At 45.4% G+C, this 18,270-nt stretch carries 20 protein-coding genes and 1 pseudogene; 14 read left to right on the forward strand and 7 right to left on the reverse strand.

Annotated elements, in window-relative coordinates:
- Positions 1-68 precede the first annotated feature (68 nt).
- From AWU77_RS12045 to AWU77_RS12055, 3 genes are all read left to right on the forward strand, one after another.
- Positions 69-3,068, forward strand: a complete 3,000-nt coding sequence (locus AWU77_RS12045) for a TonB-dependent receptor (RefSeq protein WP_062063717.1) — start codon at positions 69-71, stop codon at positions 3,066-3,068.
- 179 nt (positions 3,069-3,247) lie between these two features.
- Entirely contained in the window at positions 3,248-3,781 is a 534-nt protein-coding gene (locus AWU77_RS12050) for a hypothetical protein (protein WP_062063720.1), read from the forward strand.
- A gap of 1 nt (position 3,782) precedes the next feature.
- The gene (locus AWU77_RS12055; protein ID WP_062063723.1) at positions 3,783-4,235 is read left to right on the forward strand and encodes a hypothetical protein; all 453 of its coding nucleotides are present in this window, start codon (positions 3,783-3,785) and stop codon (positions 4,233-4,235) included.
- Positions 4,236-4,510: 275 nt separating this feature from the next.
- On the opposite strand, the gene AWU77_RS20920 is transcribed toward AWU77_RS12055, so the two are convergent.
- Both AWU77_RS20920 and AWU77_RS12060 read right to left on the reverse strand, forming a co-directional pair.
- Entirely contained in the window at positions 4,511-4,627 is a 117-nt protein-coding gene (locus AWU77_RS20920; protein ID WP_193747531.1) for a type II toxin-antitoxin system RelE/ParE family toxin, read from the reverse strand.
- Positions 4,624-4,815 (reverse strand): hypothetical protein, encoded by a 192-nt coding sequence (locus tag AWU77_RS12060; protein WP_062063725.1) that lies wholly within the window; start codon positions 4,813-4,815, stop codon positions 4,624-4,626. Before AWU77_RS12060 ends, AWU77_RS20920 begins: the two co-directional genes overlap by 4 nt.
- A 244-nt stretch (positions 4,816-5,059) precedes the next feature.
- On the opposite strand from AWU77_RS12060, the gene AWU77_RS12070 reads away from it, so the two are divergent.
- From AWU77_RS12070 to AWU77_RS12090, 5 genes are all read left to right on the forward strand, one after another.
- Positions 5,060-5,956, forward strand: coding sequence for an RHS repeat-associated core domain-containing protein (locus AWU77_RS12070; protein ID WP_062063730.1), 897 nt, complete (start codon positions 5,060-5,062; stop codon positions 5,954-5,956).
- Between the two features lie 11 nt (positions 5,957-5,967).
- A complete protein-coding gene (locus AWU77_RS12075; RefSeq protein ID WP_152625347.1) occupies positions 5,968-6,621 on the forward strand; it encodes a hypothetical protein in 654 nt (217 codons plus the stop codon).
- Between the two features lie 162 nt (positions 6,622-6,783).
- Positions 6,784-7,494, forward strand: coding sequence for a transposase (locus tag AWU77_RS12080; protein WP_062063735.1), 711 nt, complete (start codon positions 6,784-6,786; stop codon positions 7,492-7,494).
- 191 nt (positions 7,495-7,685) lie between these two features.
- On the forward strand, positions 7,686-7,934 hold the full coding sequence (locus AWU77_RS12085; RefSeq protein WP_062063739.1) for a CopG family ribbon-helix-helix protein: 249 nt from the start codon (positions 7,686-7,688) through the stop codon (positions 7,932-7,934).
- Positions 7,915-8,211, forward strand: coding sequence for a type II toxin-antitoxin system RelE/ParE family toxin (locus AWU77_RS12090; RefSeq protein WP_062063742.1), 297 nt, complete (start codon positions 7,915-7,917; stop codon positions 8,209-8,211). Before AWU77_RS12085 ends, AWU77_RS12090 begins: the two co-directional genes overlap by 20 nt.
- 124 nt (positions 8,212-8,335) lie before the next feature.
- Here AWU77_RS12090 and AWU77_RS12095 read toward each other — a convergent pair whose 3' ends face one another.
- The gene (locus AWU77_RS12095; RefSeq protein ID WP_062063744.1) at positions 8,336-8,521 is read right to left on the reverse strand and encodes a hypothetical protein; all 186 of its coding nucleotides are present in this window, start codon (positions 8,519-8,521) and stop codon (positions 8,336-8,338) included.
- A 161-nt stretch (positions 8,522-8,682) separates the two neighbouring features.
- Between AWU77_RS12095 and AWU77_RS12100 the strand changes: the two genes are divergently transcribed.
- The 6 genes and pseudogenes from AWU77_RS12100 to AWU77_RS12120 all read left to right on the forward strand — a co-directional run bounded on the left by AWU77_RS12100 (position 8,683) and on the right by AWU77_RS12120 (position 13,617).
- The gene (locus AWU77_RS12100; RefSeq protein ID WP_062063746.1) at positions 8,683-8,889 is read left to right on the forward strand and encodes a hypothetical protein; all 207 of its coding nucleotides are present in this window, start codon (positions 8,683-8,685) and stop codon (positions 8,887-8,889) included.
- Positions 8,890-9,182: 293 nt separating this feature from the next.
- Entirely contained in the window at positions 9,183-9,734 is a 552-nt protein-coding gene (gene secD, locus AWU77_RS20760; RefSeq protein WP_238582404.1) for a preprotein translocase subunit SecD, read from the forward strand.
- 15 nt (positions 9,735-9,749) lie between these two features.
- Positions 9,750-11,489: pseudogene (gene secD, locus AWU77_RS12105) on the forward strand (protein translocase subunit SecD); the annotation flags it as partial.
- Between the two features lie 220 nt (positions 11,490-11,709).
- On the forward strand, positions 11,710-12,582 hold the full coding sequence (locus AWU77_RS12110) for a glucosaminidase domain-containing protein (protein WP_062063748.1): 873 nt from the start codon (positions 11,710-11,712) through the stop codon (positions 12,580-12,582).
- On the forward strand, positions 12,579-13,175 hold the full coding sequence (locus AWU77_RS12115) for a hypothetical protein (RefSeq protein ID WP_062063750.1): 597 nt from the start codon (positions 12,579-12,581) through the stop codon (positions 13,173-13,175). The genes AWU77_RS12110 and AWU77_RS12115 overlap by 4 nt, the downstream gene beginning before the upstream one ends.
- Positions 13,176-13,434: 259 nt before the next feature.
- The gene (locus AWU77_RS12120) at positions 13,435-13,617 is read left to right on the forward strand and encodes a hypothetical protein (RefSeq protein WP_152625348.1); all 183 of its coding nucleotides are present in this window, start codon (positions 13,435-13,437) and stop codon (positions 13,615-13,617) included.
- Between the two features lie 110 nt (positions 13,618-13,727).
- On the opposite strand, the gene AWU77_RS12125 is transcribed toward AWU77_RS12120, so the two are convergent.
- From AWU77_RS12125 to AWU77_RS12140, 4 genes are all read right to left on the reverse strand, one after another.
- Complete coding sequence (locus AWU77_RS12125) at positions 13,728-14,990, reverse strand: hypothetical protein (protein ID WP_152625349.1); 1,263 nt, start codon at positions 14,988-14,990, stop codon at positions 13,728-13,730.
- 295 nt (positions 14,991-15,285) lie between these two features.
- A complete protein-coding gene (locus tag AWU77_RS12130) occupies positions 15,286-15,849 on the reverse strand; it encodes a PA14 domain-containing protein (protein WP_238582406.1) in 564 nt (187 codons plus the stop codon).
- Positions 15,850-15,851: 2 nt separating this feature from the next.
- Positions 15,852-17,366 carry a phospholipid carrier-dependent glycosyltransferase gene (locus AWU77_RS12135; protein WP_062063754.1) on the reverse strand — a complete coding sequence of 505 codons (1,515 nt, stop codon included), beginning with the start codon at positions 17,364-17,366 and terminating at the stop codon, positions 15,852-15,854.
- A gap of 36 nt (positions 17,367-17,402) precedes the next feature.
- Positions 17,403-18,176: a ThuA domain-containing protein gene (locus AWU77_RS12140; RefSeq protein WP_062063755.1), complete on the reverse strand. Its 774-nt coding sequence runs from the start codon at positions 18,174-18,176 to the stop codon at positions 17,403-17,405.
- Between the last annotated feature and the right edge of the window lie 94 nt (positions 18,177-18,270).

Here is an 18,270-nt window from a genome sequence, read left to right on the forward strand (position 1 = left end):
CCGGTCGCGCCCTCCCTGTGAGGGCGCTTGAAGCGATAGCAAACAGATAACACGCTGAGATAAAGCATATGAAAACATTTACTGTAAAGCCGCTGGCCGCTGTAGTGTCTGCTCTGGCCATGACCTCAATGTCCCACGCCCTGCTGGCGCAAGATGCTGCGCCAGAGGTGGATAAAGAGGTACAAATCGAAGAAGTGATGGTGACGGGTTACGCTCGCTCCATTCAAAATAGTCTGGATACCAAACGCAATGCCGATACCGTGGTGCAGGCAATTTCCGCTGCCGATATCGGCGGTTTGCCCGATGTATCCATCGCCGATGCCCTGGGCCGTGTGCCGGGCATCACCGTCACCCGCTCCGGCGGGCAGGCGGGCACAATTCAAGTGCGCGGTATGGGTGAAGGGTTTGTATTTTCCACCCTGAATGGTCGCGAGCAGGTATCGCCTAACGGCACCCGCGCTATGGAATTCAGCCAATTCCCCTCGGAGCTGATCCAATCGGTTGAAGTCTATATGTCGCCCAAGGCATCGCTGATTGAAGGTGGTGTGGCGGGTACGGTAGAGCTGAAAACCGCCAACCCGCTGGAAATGACTGAAGACCAAAAAGTGTCTATTGGCGTGCGCGGCAGCTACAACGATCAAGCCGGTGATATTTACGGTGCTGAGCCAATCGGGCAGCGCTTTTCCGTATCCTTCCAGAAGAAATTGTTCGATGACACATTAGGTGTAGCGCTGGGTTATGCCCACTTGCTGCAACCGCGTTCGGCCACGCGCTTTGAGCAATATAATTACGAAGGTGAAGCCTATAGTTTGCTGGAGCCAAACAGCCGATTGAACACCACTATAGTGGATCGCGATTTCAACGCCGTGCCTACCGACAACCGCCCAGCCGCCGTGTTTATGAGTGATGGCTTTGAACTGTTTCAAACCGGTGGTGAAGAGACGCGCGATGGCTACATGGCGGCGATTCAGTTTGAACCCAATGAACACCTCGCGGTGCAATCGGATTTGTTTTACTCCAAGTTCGAATCCGACAGTTACTCGCGCGGCTTCCGTATCCAACCGTTAAAAAATGCTGAAATTAGCAACTTGGTGTTGTTTGAAAATATCGCCGTAGTCGGTGGTGAATTCAAAGTGGGCGATACCAACCCCACCGCGTTTAATTTGCAAATCAACAGCAACGATGTAACGCAAACTAACGAATTGTTATCCGGTGGTTTGAATCTGAAATGGAAACAAGATGCACTGACCGCCGCGCTCGATTTGTCCCACTCCGACGCATCGGGTGTGCAGGCGGATGGCGTAGTGCGGGCGCATTTGTATCGCCCCAAAGCAACGCCTGTTGCCGGGTTTGACGCCTATGAGCGCGACCCGGATCAATCCATGACTTATTTGCTCGATGGCATTAATCGCCCCAGCATCAGCCTGAGCCGCGATTACACCCAGTACGATGCTGCAGGCGTCAGCAATTTGCGCATGACCAACTACGAACGCTATCCGCGCATTAATGACGATGTGATCAGCGCCGCGCGTTTTGATTTGAAATACGAATTGGAATTGCCGCTGATCAGTTCGGTAGAAGCGGGCGCGCGTTATTCCGAGCGCAATCATAAAGATCGCCGCCAAGTATTTGTGTATGGCGACGGCGCCAACGGCACTATTCAAACCGATTTCTCGTTGCCAATCACCACTGCGACCTCGGACGTAGTGAATTGGAAAGGCGAGTTTGCTAATTTCCCGTCGTTCCTCGCGATCGATGGCGACAAAATTATTCAGCAAGCCTATGAGAATGGTTTGGTGTTAGGCCCAGTGCCTGCGGTAACCGCTGGCAATTTAAATCCGGTTGCATCACCGCGTTCAATCGAACCGGCTGCACGCTGGGGCGAAGGGCGCGATTGGTCGATGAAACAGCGCTCGGAAATCGATGAAAACGTCACCTCGTTTTATTTACAAGCGAATTTGGCCACCACATTATTTAATCGCGATTTGGTGGGCAACATTGGTGTGCGCCATGTAAAAACCGAACAGGCGAGTACTGCATTAATTAACGTCAATGGCAATTTAGAAAAAGGCGCGCGCGAAATTTGCGACGAAGTCGGCGAATGCAAAACCGATTTTTCTTATCAAGATTTAGGCGCAACTTACAGCTACAACTTGCCCTCGCTTAATTTAAATTACAGCCTCGCAGAAGATGATTATTTGCGTTTGGCCTTGGCGCGTGTCTTGTCGCGCCCGCCTATTAATCGCTTGGCTGCGCCCGACTCTGAAGGTTCGGTTTCGCTGCGTGGTGACACCCCGTATTTCAACTACGGTAGCAATACCTCGCCGTTCTTAACGCCGTTTATTGCCGACCAAGTTGACCTATCGTACGAGCACTACATGCCCGACTACAACGGTGCATTTGTCGTGGCGGTTTATCACCGTGAAATCAAATCGTTTATTCAAGATATCACCTACGAAAATTTTGATTTCCGCGCAGCCGGTTTTGATATGCCCGACACCTGGATTGTTAACGACGGTGGCGGCAACTTTGTTGAAGCAGAAGTGCAAAACGGCAACTACGCCACCTCCATCAACAACCAAGAAGGCGGCTTCATTCGCGGGCTGGAAGTGTCCTATACCCAAACCTTTAATTTCCTACCCGAAATTTGGCAAGGTTTAGGTGTAAGTGCGAGTTACTCACTCACCGACAGTAAAATCAGTGTGGTAAATCCGGTCGAAAGTTTTGAAGGCGACAACAATCTGCCGTTCCCCGGTTTGGTAGAAAAATCGGCAAACTTCACCCTGTTTTATAGCTTGGGTGGTTTTGAAACCCGCCTATCCACCACCTTCCAGGATTCGTTTGTCGGCGAGACACGCAACATCAATTTGCAACCGATTATCTATGCCCCGGAAACCCTGCTGGATTATCAAGCCGCGTATAAATTTGATAGCGGTTTAGATGTGGTGTTCTCCATCAGCAACCTCACCAACGAACCCAACAGAAGTTATATGTTCGACGAACAATTAACCCGCACCCTGCAATGGTTCGGCCGCACCGCGTATTTGGGGGTGAATTACACCTTCTAAGTTTTCTCCATCGTCAGCGTAAAACCCTTGGCGCAGCATTAGCTGCGCTTTTTTTGCGCGCTTGTTTATTATTGCGCGTACTTTCGGCGAAATCCGTTTGTGCAGGCGCCCTATAATTCGCAGAGTTATAACCGTTATTCCTATGTGTTTAATAACCCGCTGCGGATTTGAAGAATGCGATGAGTCAAGCTGACTCGACCAGCACCAACGGAAACCTATTGTCGCAAGTTGGATTGTGGGTCGGAGCCGGGGGTGGCGCATTAGAAAAATCTAGAGGTTATATTGGTATTCACAGAACTAATTCTTTTGACTGGCGGTTTTACAAAAATGGCTGGACTGGGAATGGGTACGTTAATACTCAGCGGCTTGCTAATGCGGGAAGAGCGGCAAGTGTTGCTGGGACTTTAATAGGGATTGCAGCTGACACTAACAAATTGGCTAACGCGCGTACATCAAAGCAGGTTCATGATGCTAAGGTATCACTTGTTTTAAATACAACATTAGGTGTTGCTGCTATGAAGTTTCCAAAGTTAGGATTGCCTGGGCTCGCAAAGGGCATCACTGATGAATACGGTCCGCAAATTATGGGTGGAGCGATGCAGTTACTTATAGGTGCTCAGAAAGATTCTAACGCGTATATCCGGGCTCCCAACAATGATTTAGAAAAAGCATTTGAAGCTTCCTTTGTTGGCTATAAAGCTGTGAGGCAGTGATATGGAAAAAAATAGTTTTATTTGGTCATATGACTTCTTTTTTTACACTTGGGTAAAACATTTTAGAAAAGAAGGTACTCTCGGTGATATAGCACCTTTTGCAGCTGCATGCGCTGTGTCATTTATGATTGGCATAATTTATTTAATTGTGATGCTGATACAAATGGGAAATTGTTATCCTAACTACTTAGTTGTTTCGTTATTCCCTGAAGGTTACGACTGGTTGAATGGTCGGTCTTATTTGATATTAAGTATTGCTTTGAATGTTTTGTATTTTAAGTGGGGTAAAAGGTACCAACAAATAGAGGCTAAGTTTGATAATTTACCATTAAAAAGCAAAACAGTAGGGCACAGAATTTCGTGGGGATGTTTTTATTTTATATTTGTTTTTTTTCTTGGTACATGTTGGTGGTTTCCGGTTGATGCTTATCTTTCTTGTAGTGAGATCCCCTAAATTTTCACGATTAAATGGTCAGGTTTCTGGATATTTAACTAAAAACAACAAACCTCAGTATTTGTTTGTGTTACAAAGTCCAAGCGGTGAAAGCTGTTCGGGCTTTTTTTAGAACAAATATCAAAGAAGGTAGGTTGATAGATAATCAGCAATAATAGAGCTAGCATTTAAAGCCTAAAATCTAAATTCCAAGGAGAGGTATATGGCAAGGCTGCCGGGGTTGTACGTAGCTTCTGGCACTTCGCGCCCCATCAACGGTTGCTCGCGTAGCAGATCTACTGTTTCAACAATCCGGTCAACAAACTGCTCGGCATAAAGGGTACATCGCGGGCAATGTATGCATAGATATCGCCCAAATCCAGTTCGGCGGGCTCCGCCCATTCAATCTTCATACCTGTTTCTGATGTCTTGCAAGTATGCGTGCTTTGACTTGGTCGTGCGGTATGGTTCGGCCTTCCTCAATGGCCTTCAGGCCAGCCTCAATTTTTTGTTTTACGTAAAGCTCGTACATGATGTCGCCCCACGAGGCCTGCTCGGGCAGCTGGCTGATAACTTGTTGTGCTGATTCTTTCGCATTCATATTGCACCTCGAAAGATGGGTTGGTTTGTTGCGGGCTTATTCTGTTTCAGTGCTCACAATAGTAGCACGAAGAGGCTGCGCCGCTTCAACCAATGGAGTGGCCCGCTGGATAATTTATTAATCCCAACCTCTACCGCAAAAGGGTTTACCGACCACGAACATTTGGATGCGGTGGGATTGATCCATATGACAAAAATGCAAGGAACATTTTTGAACGCCGCAGGCGGCCCGCAGGGCGAGTCTCATGGATGAGACGAGTAGCGGCCGTGTGTACGATCCAGAACTAGGCCGCTTTATGAGCGCCGACCCGTTTGTGCAGGCGCCCTATAATTCGCAGAGTTATAACCGCTATTCGTATGTGTTCAACAACCCGCTGAGTTTTACGGATCCGAGTGGGTACCTCACGAGCGATTATTGCCCAGGGAACAATACTGCAGTTTGCAAAAAAGATAAGAAAAAGGATGAAGATGAAGTTGAAAAGGTTGATGTTACTGGTAACAAGGGCGAGCAAACGCGCTTACAAAATCAAGAAAAAGGCAACAACATCTCACGCGATCAGCAGAATAGAGATTATATTCGAGAAACCTTATTGGGAGGAAAGGACTTTGGTGTTGTTGAGCTCGACGGTAATAAATATTTAGTCTCTGTGACAGATCCCGGAACGGTAACTGCCGGCGTTGGCGGGGCGGGAGACTACTCTAAAAACACACTTATGGGAGATATATCTGACCGGTTTGGTTTTAAATTTTTCAAACACTATCAAGGTGGAAAACTCGCTAAGTGGATAGATGCACAAAATGCCTTAGGCTTAAAGGTAAGGGTAATTTCACATAGTTGGGGTGCGGATACCGCAATGGGAGTTATTGCGAAAAAACATACAGTGGATACGCTCATCACGGTGGATCCGGTTGGTTGGTTTCGGCCAAACTTGGCAAATGTTAAGAGTAATACCCGCATGTGGATAAATTACGATTCGGATTATCCTGGCATTTCGTTTAGAGGTGGAAATTTCTGGTCTTGGATTGGAGGTTCTTATAATGACGCGCCGAAAGGATACGCTGATTTTCATTATGATATTACAACCCAGCCACATGCAGATATTTGTTCGTATTTGTGCCGACAGCAAGCAGGAAAATATTGAGGAGTTAATGAATGATTAGATCAATGTTAAAGATAGTATTCTGGGGTAGCTTTTTCGTTCTGTTTGGATGCAGATTCAAAAGTATTGATATGAAAATTGACGATGCGTATATTGTTAAAAAAAGCGACATACGCGCGTATGTCGGTGATGATATTGATGGTGATTGGGTGAAAAAAAGAATTGATGGTGATTTTCTGGTGGTTGACATTAGCACAAAACAAGACCTGGTGCTTTTTCAAAAACAACATACTGCTGGGATGTTTCATCAAGCGCATTTTTGCCAACAACCAATGATTGTTTCTCCATTAGTTATTGGTGGCGTTTATTTAAAAGGTAAGGAGGTAATCAAGTATTTGTGGGCATCATCGTCGCTCCATGATGTCAAAAATAGCCAAAAAGAAAGCGGCTGGTATAAGTATAACGTTGTTTTTTTTACGAGATTTGATCAGGATATTCCCTTGTACGAAGAACAAATAATGGACAAACGGCAAAAAAATTATGAAAAATTTGATCTTCGTAAGCAACCAGAAGATATATGTTTTGAAATTGGGAATGCTGGCATGATGGTTTCGTATTTATCGAACACGGCTAGATTAACTAAAGACCAAATTAAACAAGCATTTGAAGGAGAAATCATAAGTAGTTCAGACACCTTGAAAAAATAAGTCGTTCGTTTTTAGTAGTAAAGTACAACCCAACCCAGCGTTTGCTGGGTTTTGTTTTTGATCAAGGGGTCAGACTCCTTGATCTGTTTTTGTTCTTGATCAATCTGATCAAAAAGTAATAAAGTAAAAAATATTGTGAAAATTAATTTCAAGGAGATGTATATGGCAAGGCTGCCGAGATTATATGTGCCGGGTTGTTCGCATCACATCATTCAGCGAGGTAACAACCGTGATGCGTGTTTTTTTGATGAGAAAGACTACGCATTTTATTTGCAGCAATTGCAAATATCAGCGGAGCGATTTGGCGTGGCGGTTCATGCTTTTGTTTTAATGACCAATCACGTGCATTTGCTGGTAACACCTGCTGCTGCAGCTTCTTGTGCAAGCATGATGCAGTCGCTGGGTAGAAAATACGTCCAATACATCAACTTAACGTATCGCAGAACCGGAACCTTGTGGGAGGGGCGTTATAAATCCACATTGGTTGATAGCGACTCCTATTTCCTTACCGTCAGCCGTTACATCGAACTGAATCCCGTGCGCGCCAAGATGGTTGCAAGTCCAGGCAAATATGTTTGGTCGAGCTACCGAGGAAATGCAATGGGTAAGGATATTGGATTATTAACGTCACACCCTATCTACTTGGCATTAGGCGAAACAACCGCGCAGAGAATAATTCGATACCGTAAATTGTTCGCCGATGTTATTCCTGCGGATGCGCTTGACCAAATAAGGGAGTGCACCAATAAATCTTGGGTATTGGGCAGTTCTAAATTTAAAGCGCAGATAGAAGCTGCCGCCAATCGTAGGATTGAATCATTAGGGCGGGGTGGTGATCGAAAATCGAAGCGGGTAAAAGATCAAGGAGTCTGACCCTTTGATTTGCTTTGATTGTGTGACCCTTTGATTGCACAAAAATAGAGTTAAAACGGAAATTCCGAGGGGGGGTATATGGCAAGGCTGCCGGGGTTGTATGTACCGTGATGCGTGTTTTTTTGATGAGAAAGACATTGAAAACCAGATCATCTATACTTGAGGTTCTATGAGAACCTTGGAGAACCGCAATGTCTTTAAAAGCTACCTCGGTGAGACTGGATGACGAAACCTTAGCCCGCGTAGGTCAGATGGCTGAAGCGATGAACAGACCTCGTGCATGGCTTATGGCGGAAGCCATCAAGCAATATGTGGCGCGTGAGGAATGGTTTATCCATGAAGTGGAAAAGGGAGTAATAGCCGCTGATGAAGGCCGCTTGATCGACCATAAAGACATTAAGGCCAAGTGGGAGGCCAAACGTGCAGCTCAAATGGACTGACCTTGCTGACATGGATCTGGAAAAGATCGAAGCCCATATTGCTAAAGATAACAGCCCCCTTATCGCTATCGATGTGGTGATGAACATTATCGATCGCACACACTTAGTCCTACCTGAACACCCCCGCGCGGGACGTCAAGGCCGCGTTAAAAATACGCGAGAGGTGGTGATTGACGGCTTACCCTTTATTGTGATCTACCGAGAGCATGTGGCTGAGAGCTGCTTAGAAATTTTACGTGTTCTCCATGAAGCCCAGCAGTGGCCGACAGCTAAATGATCAACGAACGGAGTCTGAAACTTTGGCTTGTTGAAAATTATCTATTGCTCGCGAGAAATTTCATCGGGTTGTAAATTTCGGCGTTTGTGAATAACAGCCAGCACTCCTAAGTGATCAGTCCACTTCACCATGTTTGAATATCGCGTAGTAATTGGTCGGCATCAGTGGTTTTACCCTGCTCGGCATCCTGTTGGCCTCGACGAATATTTTCCAGTACATAAAGGCGATACATTATCTCTTCAATGTCGGCATTGTCTGGAAGGTTCTGCAGGGTTTCCAGCGCGTCTTGTTTGAGTGTATGAGCGAGCATGTCAGTTCCTCATGCGTTGGTAATGGTTATATGCTAGCACTCATTAATGGCAGGTGACAGTTGCGACAGTCGTCAGGGGCGTGGATGTATATTTTCGACTCTCCCTTGAATCACCTAAGCCTCGCCCCATCTCTTACCTAACTCAAGCCTTGGCGGCACCTATGCCTATCCACTCTCCCATGCAACAGCAAACCTTTAACCGGCTCTTATGGAGCGGGATTCTGGCTGTTGGGTTTTTGTGGCTATTGGCGCTGGGTAGTGTTGGCGATCAATTCCAGCATAGCGGCAGTGATGTCGAACGCGATGGTCGTGTGGCGTCGGTGGATATGCCGCTGCATGCTAGCAGCGAACATTCGTTATCGCTCTAACGCTTTTTTAATCGTTATAAAGATCAGCCCAAGTCTGCTGAACCCATCGAGCCAATATGGGTATTAGGTGCAAGTGAAATTATCGTTGTGCTGCCGTTAGTAGCGGCGAATACGCACAAGCCAATCATTCATTCCCCGTATTTCAGTTTGCTGCAATTGCAGACGCTCAATATCTCCCGCGCTCCGCCAATCGTTTAATCACTCCCGTTTTAAAAAACACAATTCAATTAATTTTTGCTTTCCTTTTTGCTCGTTCATGTGAGTAAAAAAGAAAGCATGGTGGAGTATTAGCGATGAAAACACTTTTTTCGCGGGCGATTGTCTATGGCCTGATTATTTTATTTGGGCTGCTCTGTGCACTGCCCAATGTATTACCTGATTCAGTTTCAAAAAAAATACCCGATTGGTATGCACAAAACCAATTAACGCTCGGGTTGGATTTGCGCGGCGGCTCGCATCTATTGTTGGAAGTAGATACCAGCGAGCTAACCGCGAATAAAAACCCGGCGCTGCATGAACAAATCGTGCGCGATGCGGTGGAGCAAAGTTTGGAAGTGGTGCGCCGCCGCTTGGATGAAACCGGCATGGTGGAGCCGATGATCACGCGGCAGGGCAGCGACAGCATTTTAGTGCAGCTGCCCGGTGTGAGTGATCCGCAACATATCCGCGAGTTATTGGGTACTACCGCGCGCATGACGTTTCATTGGGCAGCGAATGATAAGTCGGCGCTGTTGGGGAAAATCATTTCTGTGCAGGGTGATACGCCCGGCGCGCGCTATCAATTGGAAGAGCGAATCGCGTTAGAGGGAAAACATATTAGCGATGCGCGTTTGGCATTTAATTAGGAAACCGGCGAACCGGTTGTTAATTTTAAATTAGACAACGAAGGCGCGCGCCGTTTTGGCGATATGACCAAACGCAATGTTGGCCGCGTGCTTGCTATTGTGTTGGATGACAAAGTCGTCACCGCGCCAGTAATTCGCAGTGCCATTCAAGGCGGCAGCGGCGAAATCAGTGGCTCGTTTACCAGTGCGAGCGCAAATGATTTGGCGTTACTGTTGCGCGCGGGTGCCTTGCCTGCACCCTTAAATGTGATTGAAGAGCGAACGGTGGGGCCGGATTTGGGTAGCGATGCGATTGCAATGGGCATTAGCACCGGCATTGTCGGCGCATTATTAGTACTCGCATTTATGGTGGGAATTTATGGTCGCTGGGGCTTAATTGCCTGTACGGGGTTAGCGATCAATATAGGTTTGAGTTTTGGTGTGTTGAGTTTATTGGGCGCGACACTGACACTGCCGGGTATCGCCGGTTTTATTTTAAGTATCGGCATGGCGGTGGATGCGAATATTTTAATTAATGAACGTATTCGCGAAGAAACGCGGCGCGGAGAAAACGCAAATGCTGCACTGCACGCCGGATTCCAACGCGCCTACAGCACCATTCTCGATTCCAATATCACCTCGCTAATCGCCATCAGCTTATTGTTTTTATTTGGTAGCGGCCCAGTGCGCGGTTTTGCGGTGACTATGGCGGTGGGTTTATTAATTTCTATGTTTACTGCGATATCCTTTACCCGCTTGGTGATGGAGTGGCGTGTAGAAAAATTGGGTAAACAGTCGCTCAATATTTCCGGTATTAAATTGCTGGATCGCATCAGTGAAAATACCATTCCGTTTTTGCGCGCGCGCTTTTTTGGTTTGATCGCATCTGCTGTATTGTCGCTCGCTTCAGTATTTTTGTTTCTCAGTCCAGGTTTGGATTACGGTGTCGATTTTAGCGGCGGTACGGTGATTGAAGTCAACGCACCCGCGACTAACATCGCGCAGTTACGCAACGTATTTACCGAGCAAAATACTGTGCCTATGGCGATTCAGGAATTTGGCGCGCAAGGACATTACCTAATGCGCATGCCGATGCAATCAGCCGAAGATGTCGCCAACGGCGCGAGTGTACAAGCGGTTAAAAGCGCGGTGCTAGCCATCTCGCCCGATGCAGAATTCCCACGGATAGAAATGGTTGGGCCAAGAGTGAGTGGCGATTTTGGCGATGCCACAATTCTTGCAATTATTTTGGCAGGCTTGGGCATGTTGGGTTATTTGTGGCTGAGGTTTGAATCCCATTTTGCACTTGCCGCCACAATCACGCTCGCGCTGGATTTAACTAAAACTATCGGTTTTTTTGCGCTCGCCGGCGTGGAGTTTAATCTCACTGCCGTAGCTGCATTGCTCGCGTTAATTGGTTATTCGGTGAATGACAAAGTGGTGGTGTTTGATCGCATCCGCGAAAACTTACGCCTATCGCCCGATAAACCCTTCGTGCAATTGCTCAATGAAAGCATCACCTCCACCTTAACACGCACGGTGTTTACTTCCGTCACCACATTCCTCGCCCTCTTACCCATGGCAATTGCAGGCGGCAGCGCTGTATCGAGTTTTTCATTGCCCATGTTGTTCGGCATAGTCATCGGCACCAGCTCATCAATTTTAATTGCTGCGCCGATTGTGTTGCTGCTGGGTGAGCGGCGGTTGCGCAAAGGAAAATCACAACTGCATGCAAGTGCAGAAGCTGCGCAACGGGAGATTGATTTGTTGCCTTAGTTTTTTTTGGCGACTGGCTATTACTGTTTGGGGTGATAGCCATTGCTTTTTTGGTTTAAGAATTAAGTGCCATGTTCGTTTGTTGTGAACTGAATGCAAGAAAATATGAGTTTTATTTGTGTATAGTTGTGGTTCTGTATTTTTGTTTTTAGATTTGGCCATATAGGATTGGCTAAAAGGATTAATAACGTCAACATGGTAGTAATCATAAGGGGTGGAAATGAGTGCTGTGCGTATAGTGTGTTCGGTTGGGGAAGGTGGGAAAAATCAAAGGTCAGATGTTTTAGCTATTCAAAAATCACTTAATTGTGTTATTCGATGTAATTTATTATCTCCGCTTATTTCGCTCAAAGAAGATGGTGTTGCAGGGAAAAATACCAAAGCAGCGATTCGTCGATTTCAACAAGTTTCGGTGCGGTTGTTAGTGCCGGATGGTCGCATTGATCCTGGCGGTAAAACCCTCGCAAAATTAAATTCAATAATTTTATCGGTTAAGCAAAGAGCTTCCTCATTAGAAAGTAAGGTTGATTTAATGGCTGTGCCGAATAGCTTGTTATCTGGCTCGGTTCGTCAGTCGGATAATAAAAAATTTGACCTTTTTGTAAAAAGTGAATCATCTGAAAATGTTGATTTTAGATCGCTTTCTAAAGAGGATTTTGTTCGGAAGGTATATGAGGCTGCACAAAAAGAGTCTTCGATTTCGGGCGTTCCTGCTGCAGTAACTGCAGCGCAAGCTATTTTAGAGACAGGTTACGGAAAGTCTGTGCCTACAGATATTAAGACAAAAAAATATAGTTATAATTTATTTGGAATTAAGGGGGTTGGAACTGCTGGTTCAGTAAGTGTTTATACGCATGAGGTAATTGGCGGTGAGAGAATAAAAATTATTGATAAATTTCAGGCTTACAATAGTTTTTCTGAGTCTATTGCAGGGAGGACGACGTTCCTTAAGCGAAATATAAGATACAAATCTCTTTTTAATAGCACGGATTCGAGAGTATGGGCGGAGGGGTTGCAAAAAGCAGGCTATGCGACAGATCCTAATTATGCCAAAACATTAATATCAATTATGGATTCATGGAAGTTAATATGATTATTCGTTTGTTTTTTTTGATCTTGTTTTCCATGCACTGTGGTGCTTGTAGTGCAGAAGTGAGTAACGCCGAAGTGGAGGTTTCACTTGAGCGTGCTGTTATATCTTTCTCTGGCTCAGTATCTAGTGATGATGTTTCGGGATTTAAAAATATTGTGGATTCGGGGGGGGTGCTGCTTATTAGAAAATTCACATCAGGAAATCTTGGTGGGCGAGGAGCTGAGTTGAACGAAAAGTTTTCTGCATCCGTTGTGACAAGTGACATGGCGTTTCCAATTAAAGGGCAGACCCCGTTTAGCGTGAAAGTGTTGTTTCCTGGCTTGCCAATAAAAAATGTTAAAGGCTTGTCTCGCTACACATTTCCTGTTGCAGCTTGTGATTTACATTTTGGTCAATGGATGGCGTTGTTGAAAGAAACAATTGCGCCATTGCCTGAGGCAGTTGAGGGTAGTTCAATTATTTTAAACGCAGTGTCTGGGTGTTGGATCTATGTGGAAGCTCAAGTAATAGATGATATTTTAGTGGGCGGATTTGCTGTTTTTAAGCGAGAAGAAAATGAGGTGAAGTTAGTTTCGATTATTGAATTATTATAAATATTAGTTTTTCTTACCTGCATCTGTTTAAGAGTTTAGCTGTGAATTTGATTGAGAGGCTATAAGGGAATGATGAGGTATCTGTGCCAGAGCGTACTTCTTTTACTGGTGTTGTCCGCTTGCTCAGCAGACGAAAATAAACAGATTGTCGCCGCAAAAACGGATTTCGATTTGTTTTGCGAGCAGTTGACAATGGTGACAGAATCCGCAGATTTTTCGTCTTTGACAAGTGAAGATTGAGCGTCAAAAACTGGATGCTATGTTGACTGAAAAGCTCGAACCCTCCAGCAATGCTTATATCGCCTGGACTGCTATTCGCAATGGCTCGCCATCAGAGCGATATTTTTTGTATAAAGACGCTGCTGCAAGTACAGGATATGAGGATTGGGTATGTCCGGCAGCAAAATTACACGGCTCCGAGATGGGCTCGCTTCACGATTAAATCCGCTGACGTTTTAGAGTCAGGCCGCCGAACTTCGCAGTTCGGCCATTTTCAGACGCTGGCATTTGATGTGGGTCGTGATGGTCTGCCCCTGGTACAAAGATCATAGGCTATGGATATAGCCCTATTGGATTTCTTTGAATCTCTAGAATTTTTGTCATTTCAAGCTCAGGGACATCATAAAAATGATCCTCTAAACCGTTGAACTCTGATGCTCCCTGAACGATAAAGTCACCACAAAACATAGGGGGGCGCTTCAGGTCTAAAATGGTTGGAGTCAATTCTCTTTTGCCCAGCATTTTTTCATTATTTTCAATTAAGGCAGGTAGAGCCATCTCAAAGTAAGCAACGCCACAATTCTTTGCGCTACATGCAATTTTGCAATACTCCTCATGACTTCGAGCAAAGAAATGACTTTTTGACTTCTTCCATGTAGGAAGTAAATCAAATATAAAATCAGAACTAAGGTCTAACTCATTTCGTCTTGCAAGAAACCTAATTTTTTGCATTGCATAAAGCAATAGAAACTCTCTTGGCCAACTGCTCGCAAGCGAAGTTGGCGGAAGTAAATGCCCTTGCTTACGAGTCAAATATACCGCGCTATCGATACTTTCTCTCAACATGTCGTTTGGCATATGAAGAAGTAGAAAACAAATCGAAGCGGCAAGCTCGTATGCCTCCGCCACGTCGGTTATTTGTGAAGCTGACGCATACGCATGAGCAATAGCATGGTATTCAGGGAAATCGGGGTTATATACAAAATCAATAGTCTTCTTTTTAAGAGAATGCTTTTCTAATGGCCAAATCTCCGTATTTGTGAGCATAGGGACTACATCTCGCAGCTCCTGAAAAACAGCACAACATTCTAGTATTGAGCCTAAATATATAGGTGTTTTAAAATGAATTTTAGTCTCGTCACTTGGATGGTGAAAGCAAACAGATAGATGCTCATCAAAATCATGATGCAAAGGTCTGCTTATCGAAAAGCTATGCGTCCATGGTTGCTTCAAATATTCTCCTTTTTCAATAAACATACCAAGACTCAAATCTTTTTTTAGCTGCCAGACATAAGGCATATCCATCCTCAGAGATTTCTGCAATTCAAAAATTTTGCTAATTGTCATTATTCCCTTAATTGAACAGTTCATGTCAGTCCAGTGACGTAATTCGTGCACCAAAGGTCTAACTATTTCTTCAATGCCTTGAAAAATTTGGTAGTCAAAATTTGTGGGATCTTTTAGCGCCTTGTCAAACCTGACAACTTGGTCGGCAGTTACGCTATCTAAATGGATGGTTTGGGTTAAGTGATTGTATTTAGCAACAGTTGTGTCTGCTATTTTGTTGCAGCCAAAAAAAGAAGCTTCTCGCATCACTTATAACCACCCCATAAAAAAATAAATTATCTTCAATGCTAAATTCAACTTACGCTTTGGGCATAACTACGACTTCCGGCGGCTTGCTTCGCTAAACTCGCCCTACAAAACCTGGCGGTCTTGTTGCTGGATTCAATGGACACTACGATAGCTGTTTGTATGTGTCAATTACACGACATAACCATTGGGGTGTTGCGACCGTACCTGTTGCAATAAATCTGCGCTGTCGCTTCGGCTGGAATAAAAAACGCCCGCATCGGCGGGCGTTAATCATCAGGCGACATGCTTGGAAAATTTAAAACTTTACACTCTTGGAATCTTCACCAAAATAGCGGGGTTTTTCATCGCCACGTGCGAATTCAACGGTGAAGCCGGAGTTGCCGAAGCCTTGGAAGTAGGAGATGTGTACTTGGTGATCGCCTTCGTTTAAAAAGATTAAACAGGGTTGCACTGTGTATGGGCGGTCGCCCAGATGTTCGCACACTAGTTTGCCGTCGATACTTAACGAAAAACCGTCATCACTGCCCATCAAAAAGCGATAGGTGTCTGCTTGTTTGACTGAGATTTTATGATCGACATCGACAAAAAAATCATCGCTATAGGTTGCGATATTGCCGAGTTTTGGATGGCTGAAACGACTTTTGTCGAGCAGGTTTAGGTTGTCGACCATCACTTCGCGGGTGAATTCAATATCACGCTGCTGATAGATGTTGCCAATACTGACGCGGTTTTTACTGATCACCAGTTTTACTACCGGATCGACAGTGACTGGCGTGATGCGCACTAAGATGAGAATCACAGTTAGTGCGATAAGCGCAGTGAAAATACTGTTTTTATTTAAAAAGTTCTGCATGTTCATGATTATCTCACCACCTGTAATTTCCAGAAGCTAAACCAATTGCGTAACTCAAATTGATCCTCGGTTAACCCCAGGCCATATGTGAAGGGTGAGAAGAACGCAAATACGGCGATGACCAACAGCGCAAACAGGCCGGCGTTGATAATGGTGTGTTTATTATTGGCGAGCACTTCATCGCGATAAATATAATTAAAAATAAGTGCGAGATTGACTGCGCCGAACAGGAGTGGCACCAGGTAGTGGTAGAGATACATCACCCGCTCGATTTGCAATATCGCAATCATGTAGCTGATATATAAGCCGGTGAATGCGCAAATCCAATAGAAGAGTTTTTCATCTTTAATCGGGTTGTTGTAAATAAAGCGGCCAATAATTAAACCGGAAGATAAAATGATACCCGCGACCACTGAGAACCACACAATCGGGTTGCCGATCAGATATTTGTATTTGGTAATGGTTTTGCCATCAACTGTGTCTCTATCCCAGCGGTAACTGATAGTTTTACTGCTCAGTGGCCAGTTCATGGCGTAGCTGCCGTTTTCATCGGCTTTGCACACATCCAAGCGCGGTACGCCATCGGCGTATTCAGACATGTATTTCCAGTTGTCGCGCATGCCGAGTGAAAATGTTTTGAGTGACCAAGTGTTGCCCATGCGAATTTGATTGAGGTATTCGGGCGAGGCTTTGTAGGTGCGATCTTGATACACCTGTGTGCCCATGCCGATATGAACATAAAAGACGGCAAAAAATACCGCGGCAACCGGAATTACACCTGAGGGTACGGTGGTGGCGAGACGTTTAAGTAATGCTTTCCAATCCCATTGTTTAATTGCGCTCCATTGATCTATGCCAAACAGCATTGCAAACAGCAGCAGCAAAATAAAAGCATTCACTTTTACAGCAATCGCCAAACCGATCAGCACGCCGAGAATGACATAGTGTTTCAGCTGGATTGCTTTTTGATGCAGGGTAAATTGCGTAGCGGTGCGCACAAAATAATACAGTGCACCGAGCACAAAAAAGAGTTGAATGCCTTCTAGCATGGCTGCGCGTGAGTGAATGACCAAAGCGTTGTCAAAAATCACCATGCTGGTGAACGCGGCAGCGAGCCATGCGCGCTGGGTGATGCAATTGATAATGCCGTAAAAAAATAATACCGAGAACGCCATCATCACCACTGACGGCCAGCGAAAACCTTTGTAGGTCATCTCTGGCGGTGCGTTATCACCCGTGAGGTAATCGGTCTCCAGCAATTTGCTTTTGTTAACTTTTTCATTGCCGCCAAATAGAACTTCGCCGATGGCCATGAGCTGTTTGCCCAGCGGCGGATGTGGCTCCATATACATCACACCGTCAATGTGTTTCTGTGCGGAGGCAACGTGATAGTTTTCATCCCAAAACATGGCTTGCGGTGTGCCGTAATAGGGAAAATAAACCCCCAGTGAAATAAGCAAAATAACGGCGGGATAAATAAATCGTGCGTAGGTCTTTAAGACGTTCTTTAAGGAATTGTTCATGATGTCTGTTGTTATATTTGAAGTTGTTGTCAGGAATTATTTTTTGCGCAAACCTTTACCGGTTGCTGCCCAATAAAGTCCACCGTAGATGTGCTCAAGAAACAGTGAGTCGCTGTAGGTCGCTGGCAGGTGCCCAAGCGCAGTGTAAAATGCGCGGCCGCCATCGTAGTCGTGGTACCAAGCGATGGGGTGAAATTTGCCCATGCCTTCACCTTTTTTATCGCCCCAGCTGACTTTTGGGTCGTAGGTTTGTTCATCGACTGTCAAAATATAATTCAAACCTTTGATGCGCTCGGCACCAAATTCGTACCACTCATCTGTCCACAAAAACCGCTCTGGCATGCGTTCTACACCGGGAAATTTGCGATTGGTGACGGTGAGTTCGGCAGTTTGAATAACAGGATGAATATGAAAGGTGCGCCCCACCATTTTGGTGTACCAGTCCCAGTCGTATTCGGTATCCGATGCGCTGTGAATGCCAACAAAACCTTTGCCGGAACGGATAAAACGCTCCATCGCGGCTTGTTGTTCATCGTTGAGGATATCGCCGGTGGTTAACAGAAAAATGACGGCTTGGTAATTTTTGAGTTTTTCATCGTTGAAAATACTCGCGTCTTCATGCCAATCGATATTGAAGTGGTGGCGCAGGGCCATAGCGCGCATGGCGGTAACCCCTTCATTAACCGACTCATGATGCCAGCCACTGGTTTTGGTGAAGAGTAAAACGTTAAATTGTTGTGCCTGGGCGCTAAGGGTGGTGCAGAGGGATGCGCAGACCAGAGCAAAGGATAAAGCGATTCGTTTATACATATTTTGCCTCGCTGATAGGGGAGTTATTGTTGTCCCGGTTTCTTCTTATCTTTTTTTAAACCGGCGCCATCATAAGCGATACAAATTTATAGGC

This window comes from Cellvibrio sp. OA-2007 (assembly GCF_000953825.1).
GTDB lineage: Bacteria > Pseudomonadota > Gammaproteobacteria > Pseudomonadales > Cellvibrionaceae > Cellvibrio.